General features: G+C 42.9%; 10 protein-coding genes, 1 tRNA gene and 3 rRNA genes. 5 read left to right on the top strand and 9 right to left on the bottom strand.

All coding sequences use genetic code 11. The annotated features are described in order from the left end of the window. The first annotated feature begins 33 nt into the window (after positions 1-33). Together K8B83_RS02410 and K8B83_RS02405 are read left to right on the top strand one after the other, a co-directional pair. A complete protein-coding gene (locus K8B83_RS02410) occupies positions 34-1,818 on the top strand; it encodes a DUF885 domain-containing protein (RefSeq protein ID WP_188740778.1) in 1,785 nt (594 codons plus the stop codon). A 65-nt stretch (positions 1,819-1,883) separates the two neighbouring features. Next, positions 1,884-2,858 carry an alpha/beta fold hydrolase gene (locus K8B83_RS02405; RefSeq protein ID WP_188740779.1) on the top strand — a complete coding sequence of 325 codons (975 nt, stop codon included), beginning with the start codon at positions 1,884-1,886 and terminating at the stop codon, positions 2,856-2,858. Here K8B83_RS02405 and K8B83_RS02400 read toward each other — a convergent pair. The 5 genes from K8B83_RS02400 to K8B83_RS02370 all read right to left on the bottom strand — a co-directional run bounded on the left by K8B83_RS02400 (position 2,824) and on the right by K8B83_RS02370 (position 11,298). Further along, the gene (locus K8B83_RS02400; RefSeq protein ID WP_223419142.1) at positions 2,824-5,394 is read right to left on the bottom strand and encodes a putative bifunctional diguanylate cyclase/phosphodiesterase; all 2,571 of its coding nucleotides are present in this window, start codon (positions 5,392-5,394) and stop codon (positions 2,824-2,826) included. The two genes, K8B83_RS02405 and K8B83_RS02400, sit on opposite strands and share 35 nt — an antisense overlap. A gap of 561 nt (positions 5,395-5,955) precedes the next feature. Beyond that, a tRNA-Asp gene (locus tag K8B83_RS02385) sits at positions 5,956-6,032 on the bottom strand. A 103-nt stretch (positions 6,033-6,135) separates the two neighbouring features. Further along, positions 6,136-6,251, bottom strand: a 5S ribosomal RNA gene (gene rrf, locus K8B83_RS02380). A 205-nt stretch (positions 6,252-6,456) separates the two neighbouring features. After that, positions 6,457-9,360 (bottom strand): 23S ribosomal RNA (locus tag K8B83_RS02375). Positions 9,361-9,755: 395 nt separating this feature from the next. Next, positions 9,756-11,298: ribosomal RNA gene (locus K8B83_RS02370) — 16S ribosomal RNA — on the bottom strand. The 16S, 23S and 5S rRNA genes sit together here with 1 tRNA gene alongside, the layout of an rRNA operon. A 575-nt stretch (positions 11,299-11,873) precedes the next feature. On the opposite strand from K8B83_RS02370, the gene K8B83_RS02365 reads away from it, so the two are divergent. Together K8B83_RS02365 and K8B83_RS02360 are read left to right on the top strand one after the other, a co-directional pair. Further along, positions 11,874-12,425, top strand: coding sequence for a gamma carbonic anhydrase family protein (locus tag K8B83_RS02365; protein ID WP_188739997.1), 552 nt, complete (start codon positions 11,874-11,876; stop codon positions 12,423-12,425). A 269-nt stretch (positions 12,426-12,694) separates the two neighbouring features. Further along, the gene (locus K8B83_RS02360; protein WP_223419141.1) at positions 12,695-13,915 is read left to right on the top strand and encodes a sensor domain-containing diguanylate cyclase; all 1,221 of its coding nucleotides are present in this window, start codon (positions 12,695-12,697) and stop codon (positions 13,913-13,915) included. 8 nt (positions 13,916-13,923) lie between these two features. Here the strand turns inward: K8B83_RS02360 and K8B83_RS02355 are convergent, their stop codons facing one another. From K8B83_RS02355 to K8B83_RS02340, 4 genes are read right to left on the bottom strand one after another with little or no spacing between them, the layout of a single operon-like run. Next, a complete protein-coding gene (locus K8B83_RS02355) occupies positions 13,924-14,178 on the bottom strand; it encodes a DUF1488 family protein (protein WP_188739996.1) in 255 nt (84 codons plus the stop codon). Next, positions 14,178-15,011, bottom strand: coding sequence for a shikimate dehydrogenase (gene aroE / locus K8B83_RS02350; protein WP_188739995.1), 834 nt, complete (start codon positions 15,009-15,011; stop codon positions 14,178-14,180). Before aroE ends, K8B83_RS02355 begins: the two co-directional genes overlap by 1 nt. Positions 15,012-15,041: 30 nt before the next feature. Next, positions 15,042-16,283: an amidohydrolase family protein gene (locus K8B83_RS02345; RefSeq protein ID WP_188739994.1), complete on the bottom strand. Its 1,242-nt coding sequence runs from the start codon at positions 16,281-16,283 to the stop codon at positions 15,042-15,044. 14 nt (positions 16,284-16,297) lie between these two features. After that, entirely contained in the window at positions 16,298-17,680 is a 1,383-nt protein-coding gene (locus K8B83_RS02340) for an amidohydrolase (protein WP_188739993.1), read from the bottom strand. A 160-nt stretch (positions 17,681-17,840) separates the two neighbouring features. Here K8B83_RS02340 and K8B83_RS02335 point away from each other — a divergent pair, with 160 nt between their 5' ends. Next, positions 17,841-18,275 (top strand): group II truncated hemoglobin, encoded by a 435-nt coding sequence (locus tag K8B83_RS02335; RefSeq protein ID WP_188739992.1) that lies wholly within the window; start codon positions 17,841-17,843, stop codon positions 18,273-18,275. The last annotated feature ends 17 nt before the right edge of the window (positions 18,276-18,292 follow it).

The following is an 18,292-nucleotide window of genomic DNA, read 5'->3' as shown; positions in this document are numbered from 1 at the left end:
AAGCCAACACTTTGCTACATTAAAGGACTTTCGATGCGCTTGCTGCTTTTACCTGCACTTTTTGTACTCAGTTTATCGGGTTGTCAATTTAACGCGGCACCTCAAGCTTTTGCTGAAGCTACTGCGACACAAAGCGAAGCCGAACAAGAATTACAAACCTTAATCGATAAAAGCTGGGCGCTCACTTTAGCGTATTCTCCAGAGCTTGCTGCAAGTTTAGGTAACAAAGATGCCGCTAGTAAACTCACCGACCTATCCCCAGAATCATTAGCACAAAAAGATCAGCAAACAAAAACACTACTCACACAACTCGCTGCGCTAGACCGCAGTAAGTTATCTAGTGCTAGTGTTATCAACGCTGATATGCTCCAAGCTCAACTGCAAAATGATGTCGACCTTTATCATTATCATGATCATTACTTACCAATCACTGCAGAAAGTGGCTTTCATGCCTATATCGCCTCCATCGCAAAATCATCTTTTAACAATATTGACGATTACCAGCAATATATTGCCAAGTTAGAAGGCATGCCACGTTATTTTGAGCAACAAACATTTTGGCTTAAGCAAGGCCTTGCTAGCTCAATAACGCCTGCAAAAGTCACCTTAAAAGGCTTTGAAGACAGTATCAGTGCTTTTATTGTCGAACCACAAAAAAGTGGCTATTTTACGCCATTCACTCACTACCCAGACCATTTCAGCGCTGCACAGAAAACCGCACTTACCCAACAAGGTCTTGAGTTAGTCACAAATACTGTATTGCCAATTTACCAGCAGTTTTATGACTTCATGACCCAAGAGTATATTCCAAATGCACGCACTGAAATAGCAGCTTCAGCACTACCTAATGGCCCTGCGTTTTATCAAAATAGAGTGAATTACTACACCACTGTTAACATGAGTGCCGATCAAGTCCATAAGTTAGGGCTTGAGGAAGTAGCAAGAATACGCGCCGAAATGGAAGCAATTATCAAACAAGTAAAATTTGACGGCAGTTTTGCGGACTTTTTACATTTTTTACGCACCGATCCACAGTTTTACCCAAAGTCGGCAGATGAGCTACTAAAGGAAGCCGCCTTTATCGCCAAAAAAGCCGACGCTATGCTGCCTAAGTATTTTGGTAAATTACCTCGAACGCCTTATGGTATTGCCCCCGTACCTGCTGAAATAGCCCCCAAATACACAACAGGGCGTTACTCTGGCTCAAACCGCGATGATGAGCCTGGCTATTATTGGGTAAATACTTACGCATTAGATAAACGGCCTTTATATGAGCTAGAAGCACTTACATTACATGAAGCCGTACCAGGACATCATTTACAAATTTCATTAAACAAAGAGCTAGCAGATTTACCCAACTTTAGGCGCTATAGCTATATTTCAGCGTTTGGTGAAGGTTGGGGGCTGTATTCAGAATACCTCGGGCTTGAAGGCGGATTTTATCAAGATCCATACAGTAACTTTGGCCGGTTAACTTACGAAATGTGGCGTGCCGCTCGCCTAGTTGTCGATACAGGCATGCATGCAAAAGGTTGGACTCGCCAACAAGCAATAGATTTTATGGCCAGCAATACTGCGTTATCAATGCATAATGTCACCACCGAGATTGACCGTTATATTTCATGGCCAGGACAAGCACTGTCTTACAAAATAGGTGAGCTCACCATTAAGCGTTTGCGTAACAAAGCCGAAGCTGAACTTGGATCTGACTTTAATATCAGAGCTTTTCATGATGCTGTACTTGAAAATGGTTCCATCCCAATGTCAGTATTGGAACAAATGATTGATAACTTTATCTCTGAGCAGAAAAGCTTATAAAATTTTATCACCCAGTTTATGTATCGCTATACAACATACAACCAATAACTAGCTGGCTTATATAAATGCATTACATGAAATTTTCGTCTGAACTCAAATTAGAGACTAGCGCCCAACGCAATTTTTGGCTTGGCGTAGTTCAAAGCCGCTTTAGTACAACAGATGGAATCACTATCGCTTATGCGACAGCCCAACATCCTGATAGTAACAAAGCGATAGTGATAAGTAATGGCAGAGTTGAATCATATATTAAATATAAAGAACTCATGTATGATCTGTACCAGCAAGGATTTAGTGTTTACGCCATCGATCATCGCGGGCAAGGTTTATCCGATAGGTTAACCCATAACCCACATCAAGGGTATGTTGATAAATTCACTGATTACACCAGTGACCTTAATCAATTTATCAATGAAATCGTTTTGCCAAATAAACATAAAGAACTGTTTATGTTAGCTCATTCAATGGGATGCACCATAGCAACAGATTATCTTCATCATAATCCAGATATATTTAGTGCAGCGGTTTTTTCGGCACCCATGCTAGGAATAAAGCTGCCTTTCGCTGAAAATATTGTCCGCTGGTTAGCGATGAAGCTGGATAATAGCCAGACTATCAATGGTAAAATAAATAGCCGCTATGTGTTAGGTGGCACAGACTATCAAGCTGTCAGGTTTAAACGCAATCAATTAACCCACAGTAAGCCACGTTATCAACAATATCGAAGGTTATTTGATGCTACACCTAAGGCTCAATTAGGTTCACCAACAAATCGTTGGTTATTAGAAGCAATGACAGCGGCACAGCAAAGTATTGAATACGTCAAAAATAGCCAAACACCTATTTTAATATTGCAGGCTGAGAAAGACAGCATAGTGTGCAACAAAGCGCAAAATCTCGCACTAAGCAATCACTGCCACAAAGTGGTTATTGAAGGTGCCTTCCATGAAGTCTTTATCGAAAGTGATAACATGCGCAATATTGCTTTGTCTCATACCATGGATTTTATGGCACAACACTCAAAGATAACTGGGTCTTAATCAATTGGATAATATCGTCTTTGCTTAAAGGACGACTGATAATATAACCTTGAAACCAAGTGCATTTAGCATGTGTGAGCAAATTGAGCTGCTGTTTGTTTTCAACTTGTTTTGCAACAACGGGTAAATTTAACTTTATTGCGAAATCGACCACAGCATTGACGATATTGAACTTCTCAGGATTATATTCAATCTCATCGATGTAAATTGCAGCAAGTTTTACTTGAGAAAACCCAATACCTTGAAGTAAATGAACCGCACAAGACCCACCGCCAAAATTGTCCATGGCAATATTCAAACCATAGCGCTTAAGTTCGTCTATTTTAGCTTTAGCGACATTAGCATTCACCACAAAAATATCTTCAGCTAACTCAAATTGTAACAAAGACGGTGAAATCTGTGCCGCATTAATCCGATTCATCACCACGCTAACGAAATGATCTTGGTGAAAATGCCGAGAAGAAATGTTCAACGACATTATAGGAATAACTGAGTGAGTCTGTTGTAAAGAGACTATTAATTCTATCACTTGATCTAGCGCCCACAATTCAAGTTCAAAAATACAATCGGTTAATTCTGCAGCAACAATAAATTTTGTTGGACTAATAAAACCAAAATGGGAATGATGCCAACGCATAAGCACTTCGACACTATGGAGTTGCCCCGTGCGGTCCACCACAGGCTGATAAACCAATGACATTTGCTGATTAGAAATGGCTTGTTTAAGTTCATTTTGTAATTTTAAAGGCTGAATTTGATTTTTATCTAACTGCGGTTGATAAATAGCACAACCGTTTGAAGTGCTTTCCTTTGCATGCTCCAGTGCACTGTCGGCTCGAGCTAATAGAATTTGTGGCTCGAGGGACTCTATTCCGTCAAAGACAACTAGACCTATTCTGGCATTTATAGATAAATTTTGGTCCGAAATAGCAAAACCACGACCAATTAACTGCCTAACCTCACTGGCTAAAGCTAATGCTCGTTTGTTTGCTTGATCTATTTCGCTGCCAAGGTTTTTTGCCAAAATTACAAACTCATCAGCACCAAGGCGAGCCACAAGGCCCGCACTTGAAAATGTTCCTGATAACCTAGCAGCAATCTGCATTAAAAGCCGATCACCTAATTGTCGGCCCAACGCATCATTAATAAGCTTAAAATTATCCAAATTTATCATTAACAATGCTGAAAACTGTCCTGTTTTTCGACTAAACACCTGTAAATCATACAACTGGTCAGCTAATGCTTCTCTATTAATAAAATCAGTTAAGCGATTATGGTTCATTTTATCAGCCGGTACTCGCTGACTTTTTACATCACCAGACACATCTGTAATGGTACCAATAATCCTTAAAGGCCTGCCCGTTTCATCCCATTCAACAATCTTGCCTCTATCGAGCACCCAAATATAACGTCCATCTTTGTGCCGCAACCTATGTACACTTTCATATTCATCATGTTGATTATTAATATAATTTTGTAATGTGTTTAATACTTGTTCTTTGTCATCTTTGTGTAAGCGAGATTCCCAAACAGAGTAATCATTGTCTAACTCATAATGCTGATAACCTAATATTTCTTTCCAACGATCAGAAACAAACACATCACCAGTGGCAATTCCCCAATCCCAAATACCATTTCGCGCTCCTTCAACCGCAAATAACCAACGTTGCTCTGCATCATTAAGACGCTTTCTACTTCGAGATAAACGAGCCTTGACACGATTCAAATAATCACGAAGATTATTGATTTCGGCTGAAACACAAACAATATTATTAGTGAAATCAAGATTATCTAGATTTTTTGCAGCATTACTGAGCTGGATTAGCGGTCGAATTAATATGAAATGAAGTATGATACAAAATAGTGTTAACACTATCGCACCCAAGCCCCATATCTCAATGAACCGCTTTAAAAGGCTTTCAGACGCTTCAGACAAAAGGTTGGCAATATCATATTCAAGATAAACAAGCTCAACTGTATTAGAGTAACTAAAACGAGAATTTGAGTTAATCGGGTAGTAAGCTTGAATCGAAAGGCGTTCGAAATTTACATTTAAATAAGGCTTATTGTTGGCGACCGCAGCACGATGCTGTGTCGCAGAATATCCCTCAAGCACATTTTGAGCATTACTATCACGCCAAATAATGTGATTTGCAAAATGAATCTCACTGGATGAATCTAAGATCACATAAGCCATCATATTCTGCTCTGTTGAAACAAGCGCAACCTCTTGTTCTATTCGATCAAAATCTTGAGAAGCAACAGCAGAATCAATTACATGACGCATACGAAATAAATCTTTTTGGATTTGCTCAGCTTGCTTTGATGCCAATTGCTCATTTAATTCAGCATGCTCATAAAAATACTCTCCACACACCAAACAAAGGTATAGGATAAAAAAACACAGAGGTACGAGTACTGATAATGAAAGCTTTGGTAAACGAGGCAAAATAAACCCACCCAATAAAATAGATAAATATATGCTAGCGGTAATCTTAGCAGTAAGTAAAGAAATAGTTATGAAACGCAACGACATAAACAAAACAAAAACTGTTTATTAATTAATAGTTTTGTAAACAAGATTGACGATACATAAAAAGACAACAAACCAAACGCAATACCAATTAAACAGGTTCATTAACGACTACGGCAGCATTGTCTCACTAATCGTAGTTTAAAGTTTTCAATGATATTGTTGAGCAATGCTGTCGTGCATGGAATACGTTTATTGTGTACAAAGGCAGGGGAAAATAGATTGAGTCTCATAGATAGGGCTAAACTGGGAAGTCTTTAATCGTAATTGGTATTAATGATATTGTTGAGGAATGCTGTCGTGCATGGAATACATTCATTGAGTGCAAGGACAGGGTAAAAAGATTGTGTCACAGAGATTGGGCTAAACTGGGAAGTCTTTAATCGTAATTGGTATTACATCATGGCTTGTCTTAATGAACTGTGCCAACCAGCACCGGATATAGACAGCCTGTTACCCTGGAATTTTAAAAGGTAGGTGTGGTTCGCTAGACGGTTACGTCTTTTCGCCTGTGTTAAATACGAAAAAGGCCTTTGCATTGCTGCAAAGGCCTTCATCTTAAGTTGGCGGAGCGGACGGGACTCGAACCCGCGACCCCCGGCGTGACAGGCCGGTATTCTAACCAACTGAACTACCGCTCCTTTAGCAAGTTGCTTACGCAGAATGCTAAATGCTTTTTAAGTCGCTAGTGTGTCACCACCAGGAGACTTGCTCTTTCGAGCATCTCTGTTGAGATAATTAGGCGTCTGGAAATGACCTACTCTCACATGGGGAGACCCCACACTACCATCGGCGATACTGTGTTTCACTTCTGAGTTCGGAATGGGATCAGGTGGGACCACAGCTCTATGGTTTCCAGACAAAAAATTGTATGGAACAAATTTTTAACGCACTTTAGTGCGGCCCGTTAGGGTCAAATACACGGATGTATTTGATAAAATGTCCCTATTTAACACTCAGTTGAGCATTAAATAATAATTCGAAAAGCTGATTTTTTTGAGTATTCTCACACCATTTAAGTGCTTCATTCTAATACTAAGTATTAGTAAAACCCATCTGGGTTGTATGGTTAAGCCTCACGGGTCATTAGTACAAGTTAGCTCAACGCCTCACAACGCTTACACACCTTGCCTATCAACGTAGTAGTCTCCTACGGCCCTTTAGAGGTCTTAAAGACCTAGGGATGACTCATCTTAGGGCTCGCTTCCCGCTTAGATGCTTTCAGCGGTTATCGATTCCGAACGTAGCTACCGGGCAATGCCATTGGCATGACAACCCGAACACCAGCGGTTCGTCCACTCCGGTCCTCTCGTACTAGGAGCAGCTCCCTTCAATCATCCAACGCCCACGGCAGATAGGGACCGAACTGTCTCACGACGTTCTGAACCCAGCTCGCGTACCACTTTAAATGGCGAACAGCCATACCCTTGGGACCGACTTCAGCCCCAGGATGTGATGAGCCGACATCGAGGTGCCAAACACCGCCGTCGATATGAACTCTTGGGCGGTATCAGCCTGTTATCCCCGGAGTACCTTTTATCCGTTGAGCGATGGCCCTTCCATTCAGAACCACCGGATCACTATGACCTACTTTCGTACCTGCTCGACGTGTATGTCTCGCAGTTAAGCTGGCTTATGCCATTGCACTAACCGTACGATGTCCGACCGTACTTAGCCAACCTTCGTGCTCCTCCGTTACTCTTTGGGAGGAGACCGCCCCAGTCAAACTACCCACCAGGCACTGTCCTTACCCCCGATTAGGGGGCCAAGTTAGAACATCAAAACTACAAGGGTGGTATTTCAAGGACGACTCCACTCAGACTAGCGTCCAAGCTTCAAAGTCTCCCACCTATCCTACACATGTAGGTTCAATGTTCAGTGCCAAGCTATAGTAAAGGTTCACGGGGTCTTTCCGTCTAGCCGCGGGTATACGGCATCTTCACCGCAATTTCAACTTCACTGAGTCTCGGCTGGAGACAGCGTGGCCATCATTACGCCATTCGTGCAGGTCGGAACTTACCCGACAAGGAATTTCGCTACCTTAGGACCGTTATAGTTACGGCCGCCGTTTACCGGGGCTTCGATCATGAGCTTCTCTTGCGATAACCCAATCAATTAACCTTCCGGCACCGGGCAGGCGTCACACCGTATACGTCATCTTGCGATTTTGCACAGTGCTGTGTTTTTGATAAACAGTTGCAGCCACCTGGTATCTGCGACTCCCAGCAGCTTAGAGAGCAAGTCTCATCACCGCCAGGAGCGTACCTTCTCCCGAAGTTACGGTACCATTTTGCCTAGTTCCTTCAGCCGAGTTCTCTCAAGCGCCTTGGTATTCTCTACCCGACCACCTGTGTCGGTTTGGGGTACGATTCCTACTAACCTGAAGCTTAGAAGATTTTCCTGGAAGCATGGCATCAACTACTTCATCACCTTAGTGACTCGTCATCAGCTCTCAGCATTCTCATTAAAGAGGTGTTCCCGGATTTGCCTAAGAACACTGCTTACCACCTTAAACGCGGACTACCAACGCCGCGCTAGCCTAGCCTTCTCCGTCTCTCCATCGCAGTTAGCAGAAGTACAGAAATATTAATCTGTTTCCCATCGATTACGCCTTTCGGCCTCACCTTAGGGGTCGACTCACCCTGCCCCGATTAACGTTGGACAGGAACCCTTGGTCTTTCGGCGAGGGAGTTTTTCACTCCCTTTATCGTTACTCATGTCAGCATTCGCACTTCTGATACGTCCAGTGTGGGTTACCCCTTCACCTTCAACCGCTTACAGAACGCTCCTCTACCGCGCACTTCTAATGAAATGCACCCGTAGCTTCGGTGGTATGTTTAGCCCCGTTAAATCTTCCGCGCAGGCCGACTCGACTAGTGAGCTATTACGCTTTCTTTAAATGATGGCTGCTTCTAAGCCAACATCCTAGCTGTCTAAGCCTTCCCACATCGTTTCCCACTTAACATACACTTTGGGACCTTAGCTGACGGTCTGGGTTGTTTCCCTTTTGACGACGGACGTTAGCACCCGCCGTCTGTCTCCCGAGTAGTACTCATTGGTATTCGGAGTTTGCAAAGGGTTGGTAAGTCGGGATGACCCCCTAGCCTTAACAGTGCTCTACCCCCAATGGTATTCGCTCGAGGCGCTACCTAAATAGCTTTCGAGGAGAACCAGATATCTCCCGGTTTGATTGGCCTTTCACCCCCAGCCACAAGTCATCCGCTCATTTTTCAACATAAGTCGGTTCGGTCCTCCAGTTGATGTTACTCAACCTTCAACCTGCCCATGGCTAGATCACCGGGTTTCGGGTCTACGCCTTGCAACTAAACGCGCAGTTAACACTCGGTTTCCCTACGGCTCCGCTATTCGCTTAACCTCGCTACAAAACGTAAGTCGCTGACCCATTATACAAAAGGTACGCAGTCACGGTCTCAAGTACCGCTCCCACTGCTTGTACGTATACGGTTTCAGGTTCTATTTCACTCCCCTCACAGGGGTTCTTTTCGCCTTTCCCTCACGGTACTGGTTCACTATCGGTCAGTCAGGAGTATTTAGCCTTGGAGGATGGTCCCCCCATATTCAAACAGGATGTCACGTGTCCCGCCTTACTCGTTTTCATCTATGGTTAGTTTTCATGTACGGGGCTATCACCCTGTGCCGCTGTGCTTTCCAACACATTCCACTAACACCCCATAGACTTAAGGGCTAATCCCCGTTCGCTCGCCGCTACTAGGGGAATCTCGGTTGATTTCTTTTCCTCTGGGTACTTAGATGTTTCAGTTCCCCAGGTTTGCCTCTTAACGCTATGTATTCACGTTAAGATACTCACTTATGTGAGTGGGTTCCCCCATTCGGACATCGTTAGCTCAAATGCTTGTTACTAGCTCGCCAACGCTTTTCGCAAGTTACTACGTCCTTCATCGCCTCTGACTGCCAAGGCATCCACCGTATACGCTTAGTCACTTAACCATACAACCCAAATGAGTTTCACTTGAGCCATATTGCAACTAGCTGGTTTTTACTTTGATAATTCATGCACTTTCGCACACGAAATCGCCTTAGTTTTAGAATATTCAAGACACTTAAACAGTGTTTTGAGAACTCAATGTTTAATACACCACCTTATACAAAGTCATGCATCAAACGATTTGCAATTAATCACATGACAGACTCATGCAATTAACTACTATCAGCTTTCCAAATTGTTAAAGAACAACACTTAACCGGCTCGCGGTGTGTTTCACTCTACTTCCGAAGAAGTTAACAAGTAATCTGTGTGAACACTCAAGCACACGGATGTGCTGTGTGCAATAAACGCACGGATGCAGTTTATTGCCTACCAAGTATTGAGTTAGTCGTATAGGTAAGGAGGTGATCCAGCCCCAGGTTCCCCTAGGGCTACCTTGTTACGACTTCACCCCAGTCATGAACCACAAAGTGGTGAGCGTTCTCCCGAAGGTTAAACTACCCACTTCTTTTGCAGCCCACTCCCATGGTGTGACGGGCGGTGTGTACAAGGCCCGGGAACGTATTCACCGTAGCATTCTGATCTACGATTACTAGCGATTCCGACTTCATGGAGTCGAGTTGCAGACTCCAATCCGGACTACGACGAGCTTTGTGAGATTAGCTCCACCTCGCGGCTTTGCAACCCTCTGTACTCGCCATTGTAGCACGTGTGTAGCCCTACTCGTAAGGGCCATGATGACTTGACGTCGTCCCCACCTTCCTCCGGTTTATCACCGGCAGTCTCCCTAGAGTTCCCACCATTACGTGCTGGCAAATAAGGATAGGGGTTGCGCTCGTTGCGGGACTTAACCCAACATTTCACAACACGAGCTGACGACAGCCATGCAGCACCTGTCTTAGAGTTCCCGAAGGCACAATCGCATCTCTGCAATCTTCTCTAGATGTCAAGAGTAGGTAAGGTTCTTCGCGTTGCATCGAATTAAACCACATGCTCCACCGCTTGTGCGGGCCCCCGTCAATTCATTTGAGTTTTAACCTTGCGGCCGTACTCCCCAGGCGGTCTACTTAATGCGTTAGCTTGAGAGCCCAGTGTTCAAGACACCAAACTCCGAGTAGACATCGTTTACGGCGTGGACTACCAGGGTATCTAATCCTGTTTGCTCCCCACGCTTTCGTGCATGAGCGTCAGTCTTTGTCCAGGGGGCCGCCTTCGCCACCGGTATTCCTCCAGATCTCTACGCATTTCACCGCTACACCTGGAATTCTACCCCCCTCTACAAGACTCTAGTTCGCCAGTTCCAAATGCAATTCCCAGGTTGAGCCCGGGGATTTCACATCTGGCTTAACAAACCGCCTGCGCACGCTTTACGCCCAGTAATTCCGATTAACGCTCGGACCCTCCGTATTACCGCGGCTGCTGGCACGGAGTTAGCCGGTCCTTCTTCTGTAAGTAACGTCACAGCTAACGAGTATTAATCGTTAACCTTTCCTCCTTACTGAAAGTGCTTTACAACCCGAAGGCCTTCTTCACACACGCGGCATGGCTGCATCAGGGTTTCCCCCATTGTGCAATATTCCCCACTGCTGCCTCCCGTAGGAGTCTGGGCCGTGTCTCAGTCCCAGTGTGGCTGATCATCCTCTCAGAACAGCTAGGGATCGTCGCCTTGGTGAGCCATTACCTCACCAACTAGCTAATCCCACCTAGGTTCATCCAATCGCGAAAGGCCCGAAGGTCCCCTCCTTTCCCCCGTAGGGCGTATGCGGTATTAGCAGTCGTTTCCAACTGTTATCCCCCTCGACTGGGCAGATCCCTAGGCATTACTCACCCGTCCGCCGCTCGCCACCTCAGGAGCAAGCTCCCTTATGCTGCCGCTCGACTTGCATGTGTTAGGCCTGCCGCCAGCGTTCAATCTGAGCCATGATCAAACTCTTCAATTAAAGTTTTTTTGTTCGACTACGTCGAACGGCTCAATGAATTCTACTGTCATAATTCGCTTCGCTCATAAGAGCTGACGAATTACTCACTGCATTTCTGCAGTGTCATATTTCTATGAACATTCTCATCATTGAGTTAAATTTTTTGATTGCCTACATTCCGAAGAACAAGAAGACAATTTCGAATAACTCAATACCTGTGAATGTCCACACAGATTTCTTGTTTAAATTGTTAAAGAGCGTTACTAATACCAAAAGAATCAATCTTTCGCTTAGTGGCCGTTGACGCTAGGTCGTTGGCTTGGGCTGCGTATTCTACGCTTTCCCATCTTCGCGTCAAGTGTTTTTTCAAACTTTCTTTTCGCGCTGAAGATTTCATTTTGAACCTTCAGGCTGACTCTTCATTGGCGTGAGCCGCTTGCCGTGTCAGTGGTTGCGCATTATAGGGAGCCAAAACTTTTGTGCAAGCGCTTTTTAATAGTTATTTGTCATTTTGGGCTTGTTTGCGGATAATTTAGCCTGACCAGCTAGTTTTTAAGCATTATACTGTCACAAACCATGAATATATAAGGATTGTTATGTCTACTAATGTAAGAACTTACCAAGGGATACACCCGAGTTTAGCTGATAACGTCTATGTTGATGAGTCAGCTGTACTTGTCGGTGACATAAAATTGGATCATGACGCGAGTGTGTGGCCTTTGGTTGCCGCACGTGGAGATGTTAATAAGATCCGTATTGGTAAACGGAGTAATGTTCAAGACGGCAGTATATTGCATGTCACACGTAAATCACCTTCTAATCCTGATGGGCACCCACTTATTATAGGTGATGATGTTACTATTGGTCATAAGGCAATGCTACATGGCTGCCAAATTGGGAACCGAGTCTTGATTGGCATGGGCGCTATCTTACTTGATGGTGCAATAGTAGAAGATGATGTCATTGTTGGAGCGGGATCTTTGGTACCACCCAACAAGGTTTTACAAAGTGGTTTTTTATACGTAGGTAGCCCTTGTAAACAAGCAAGACCTCTTACGGATGCTGAACGAGCTTTTTTACCGCAATCCGCTGATAATTATGTGCGCTTAAAAAATGAATACTTGGTTGATTTACAGCAATCGAGTTAATTGCCTTATCGAAATGGGCAATGTGTTTACGCCCATTTCACTTTTACTGCGTCAAATTAGGTTACCTCCTCTCAAACTATGATATTTTTACTTGATTAAGCTAAATGACTTTATATTATTGAAATCTCGGATTGATAATTTATTTTAGTAGTTGCTTATTTAGCCAACACCTTTTATTTAGTCTACATTTAAGCTGAACAAGCCCAATCATGTTCAATTGCCGCGATGTTTGTAATTTGTACAGATGATTTTTAACAAGGATGATTTAAGTGCGCTGGAACAACAAAAAGCGACATACACCCAATGTGCATATTGATATAAAGCAGCACCTATTATTGCTAATTATCCCGTTACTACTTATAAGTATTGTGACTTTTGTTTTTGTTGAAGCAGAAAATGCCTACTTGTATTTGCTATTAATTAGCATCGGCTATGTTACAAGTTATGCGGTTACCTATTATGTACACAAACAAAATATGTCACGCTTATGGCAGCATCTTGAACAGGTGGTTAGAATTAATGATACAACGTATGAATTAGTCAATTTATCAAGCCAGTATGATTCTGAAAAAACCTTTTTGGATGCATTATTACTAAAAGCCGTTAATGCTGTTGACGATGCAGAAATGGGCAGCATTATACTCGTTGATAATTTTGCTAACAGATTACAGTTTGAGTCTGTAGTTGGTTTAAATATTGAAACACTACGTACTATTAACTTCACTCTAGAAGAAACGTTTTTATATCGATTAACTAAAGGCCGTTTTGATAGAGCTGTTGTTATAAATAACATGCGCAACATTAATGCCCAAAGCACCTTAACTGATGATGAACAGTTTGTTTTGCTCAATGCTTCGACAAAACCCATTTGCTCTACTTTATCGAGCCCCATAAGAATTGATGGTGAACTTTATGGCATGATGAATTTAGACAGCAGTAAGATGGAAGCATTTGGTGAATATGATATTAATCTGGTTAATATACTCACATCTGAAGCTGCAAATGCGATCTCCTTGTATCAAAAGTCTAAAAAAATCGAAATCATGGCTAACTATGATGGTTTAACAGATCTGTATAACCGTAAAATGTTTGATGCTGCAATTTTACAGTGGCAACACACCCCAAACTTACCCAGCTATATTGTCATTCTTGATATGGATAATTTAAAACCATTGAATGATTTGCATGGTCATCAAACTGGTGATGCCGCATTAAAAACCCTAGCAATGTCTTTAAAATCGATGTGGCATCCTGATTTTTTGGTTGCTCGCTATGGTGGAGATGAGTTTGTTGCTTTATGTCGCGGGCCAGTGGAGACTTTAGAAGAGCAAATAAAGCGATTACAGCAAGAGTTAAGTCAGTTAACGCCAGCCATTCAGTTTAGCTATGGTATTGCACAATATCAGCAAAATTGGCAAAGCGCGTTTAAAATGGCAGACAATAATATGTATCAACAAAAACGCTTTAAAAAAGGCGATTGCAATGAATAAAAGAAGAATTAAAGTACAATATCACCATCATCATTAAACAGTTCTTGTTCTATTAACTCTTCTGCTTTTTCTTCTAAATCGAACCGACATTGCTCAAATGCATCAGCAGCATTGAGCTGATTAACAGCTTGCTGCCCACATAACTGACCAATAACACCAAAGCTAACAAAACAATTGATATTGACTCCCTGTTGCTGGGCAATAAACTTTACTCTGCTCTTTTCGATAAATAATTGATCGGTAAAAATAATACTTTGATTCATTACACTGCTGCCGTTTGATTCAATAACGCCCTAAGCTTAGTCATTACAGGGCCTTTGTCTGGCATTACTCCACGCCACAAGCTAAAACTTTCAGCAGCTTGACCAACTAACATGCCTAGGCCATCTGCTGTTTTGCGCGCATTGTGGTCCTGAGCCCATTGATTAAACATTGTAGTTTGCTGACTATATGTCATGTCATAGCAATCGGTAGTTTCATCGACAATTGTGTCGGGCAAAGAAATAAGCTGCCCTGATAAACCTGCTGATGTTGAGTTTATAACCAAATCGAATGGTGAACTAAGTTGACTAATAGGTTTTGCAAAAAAGTTACCGTACTCATTAAACAGCTTTTGTAGTTGCTCGGCTTTCTCGTGAGTGCGATTACAGATAACTAATTGCGCCACATTCTGCTGCAATATTGGTAAGATACAGCCTCTAGCGGCACCACCTGCGCCCACCAGCAAAACACGTTTACCTTTTAATGAACCAAACAGCATTTCTAAATCAGTGACCAAACCGATACCATCAGTGTTATCACCGCCAATTTTGCCGTTGGGTAAATTAAATAGCGTGTTGACTGCGCCAGCTAGTTTGGCCATTTCACTTAGCTCATCACACATCGCAAACGCTTGCTCTTTAAAAGGCGCGGTGACGTTTGCTCCTTTTCCGCCGCTTGCAAAAAACTCAGTTAATGAAGAAGAGAATTGATCAGCTGGCGCTAAAATGGCTTCATAGCTCATATCTTGTTTTGTCTGCAAAGCAAACTCACTATGAATAAATGGCGACTTACTTTGCGCGATAGGGTTACCAAATACAGCATATTTATCGGTCATCAAAACTCTCTTCATTTATATTAATTACGTCTAGCGATACGCGGCAGGCATTGCTGTTTTTTTCAAATAACGATCTCGCAACGCATCTTGACGACTTTGTAAGCCCTGTTCATCGCCTGCAATCCACATCATCTGAACTTTAGAACTGTATTCAAAAGGATCACCGCTCCATAATACTAAGTCAGCAGGTTGACCTACGGCAATACGTCCACCCTCTAGATGAAAAATATCTGCAATGTTAGACGTTATCGCAGCAAGGGCATCGTTATAATCCATACCATTAGCTACTGCATTACCGGCACTGTATCGCAATGCATAAACGCCATGGCTGTCGCCTGGTAAGGCAATAGCCACTTTTACCCCCGACTTTACCAGTTTAGCGGCATTATCAAGTGAGTTATGAAGTGCATCAAAGCTTTCTGGAAGATTACGCATAGCATCAATCACAACCGGAATATTTGCCTTTGCCAATTGCTCTGCGACCAAAACAGCATCTGCACCATTTACGATGACAACATCTATGTCAAATTTTTGCTTAAGGTTAACCACATGCAAGATATCGCTTGCACGGTCAACTGCGACAATCAATGGTTTTTTGCCTGCTAAAACCGACGCAATGACGGTATCCTCACGGCTCACCTCATCGTCTTTATCTTTAGCTTTTTTGTCTTGAAATAATCCTTTTTTTACATCGTCTAATTTATGGATTAGTTGTTGCATACCAATAGCTCGAGAGCCTTCATCAGCTGCGCCTAACTGGACAAATAACCCTGTATTGGTAGCCAGTACGCTATCAAAATCACCAGTTAAATCGACAACAAATGTTTCTCCAGCAAATACACTCTCTCCACCACCTGATGTAACGATGTTACGGGTTATTCCCCCCTTACGCGCAAACGGGATGGTAGTAGCTTTAGGGTTAAAGGCAAGGCTTGGGTCAAAGATAATATCGGCTTCTTTATCGCTGGCATCTCGAGATGTTGCCACGGCACCAACCTCAACTAAACCCATATCATTCATCGCGGCAATAAAGCCTGGCGTCAAGGTTGCGCCGTTAGCATCAACGACACGGTCAAATGGCATATTTTGTGGATTGATTGCTGAAATAATACCGTTTTCGAATACCACGGTTGCTTGGTTTAATACGCCTTGCTCTGTTGCAGTGTGAACAGTGGCATTAATGATGGCAACGCTTTCGGCTTTTACAGCACAACTCAATAACATTCCGGCCGATAAACTTAAAGCAAGTAAAGATTTGTTAAATAGCGTCATTGTCTTGCTCCTTCTTATTGTTGACCTAACATAAAGTCACTTTGTGCTTGATAGGCGGCATCGTTGCGGTCAAAAACTTTGGCGCCATCAATAAACACTTTTTCAGCTTGGGCGTAAACGCTAAACGGGTTTGAGTTCCAAATGACTACATCTGCATTTTTACCCACTTCAAGCGATCCAGTTTTATCACTTATGCCTAATGATTTGGCCGCATTTGAGGTAATCCAACCAATCGCATGTTGTTCTGTTATCTCAAAGCCATTGTCGTTTGCCGCATGCATAATTTTGGCGGTTTCTTGATTGAGACGTTGAATAGTCACGCCGGAATCAGAGTGCACAATGGCGCATGAATTTTTAACCGCATCGACCATTGCGACATTTTCAAGCACCATATCATAGGCCTCTAATTTAAAGCCCCACCAATCAGGCCACATAGCGGCACAATTGCCATTTTCAGCTAATAAATCTGCCACTTTATATGCTTCAACGGCATGGTGGAATGTCCCCGCGTGATAACCAAACTCTTTACCAAGATCGATCATCATTGCCATCTCTTCTGCTTTGTAGCAGTGGTTATGGATCAGAATGTCACCCTCTAACACACCTTTTAGAGTATCTTTCATTAAGTCACGCTCTGGGGCTACTGGGTTTTTACCTGCGGCGTAATCGGCATTGTATTTATCCCAAGCACGCTTGTATTCACTGGCCTGAATAAATGCTGTTCGATAACCGGCCATGTTACCCATTCGTGTCATGGGTAATTCGTTACGCCCTCCATACAAGTTTTTAGGATTCTCGCCACAAGCCATTTTTAACCCATAAGGCGCCTGTGGAAATTTCATCGCTTGCATGGTTGTAGCCGGAATGTTTTTTAACGTAACCCCACGACCACCAATAAGATTGGCTGAGCCTGGCAAAATTTGTAATGTGGTAATACCACCCTCTCGAGCGCGGTTAAAGCCTGGGTCTTGCGGCCATACACTGTGTTCAGCCCAAACCTCTGCTGTAACAGGGTTTGTCATTTCATTGCCGTCATTATGAGATTCAGCATTGGGGCTTGGATAAACACCTAAATGTGAATGCACATCGATAATCCCAGGCGTAATCCACTTGCCTTTCGCGTCGATAACCACCGCACTCTCTTCAGAAAGTTGTTGACCAACAGCACTAATTTTACCGTCCTTTATCAACAAATCAGCATCATCAATACGCTCACCTGTGCCCGTTAATACGATGGCATTTTTAAGTAACGTTGTGACATTAGGTAACGCATGGTAGGTACTTGGGTATGGGTTGGTGTTGATGACAACTTGCGGATCTTGTTGTTCAGCAGGGTTGCAACCTGACAGCGCAACACATAGTGCAACAGCAACCAAAGAAGGTGTAAGTTTTACCATTGATTGAGTTCTCCTTTCTTATTTTGCGCCCAATCTACCCCAAGTTAGCGGCTGAAATACAGCGTAATCGTTAATTAATTGGTATCAAAACGTTAATAATAAAACACTCTTATGCAATAATCGGTTTGATAAAATATCCATAACCCCAATGACAAACACTATGCACTGGTTACGTAAATTATTCGCTAAACAACAAGATATAGATGACAGAGACACGACTCAATCAAACGCCTACGATATCATTGGTGGAGATAAAGTCATCAGAGCAATTGCTCATGATTTTTATCAACAAATGCAAACTCGCCCCGAAACTCAGGCTTTATTAGCAATACACCGAGCGCCAATTGCAGACTCTGAGCAAAAGTTATATGAGTTTTTGAGTGGTTGGCTTGGCGGACCACAGTTGTATCAACAAAAGCACGGCCACCCAGCACTACGAGCAAGACACATGCCTTTTGCTATTGATGAATCTATGCGTGATCAATGGTTAATCTGCATGCGCGCAGCAATAACCAACTCCATAAAAAAGCCTGAACATCAACAGGTGATTATTCAGGCTATTTCAACATTGGCTGACAACATGCGTAATCGATAATATCTAACGCAATACAA

The organism is Shewanella inventionis (assembly GCF_019931735.1).
In the GTDB taxonomy this organism is placed as follows: domain Bacteria; phylum Pseudomonadota; class Gammaproteobacteria; order Enterobacterales; family Shewanellaceae; genus Shewanella; species Shewanella inventionis.
The sequence above is the reverse complement of the archived record's forward strand: the minus strand, read 5'-3'. Positions and strand labels throughout refer to the sequence as shown.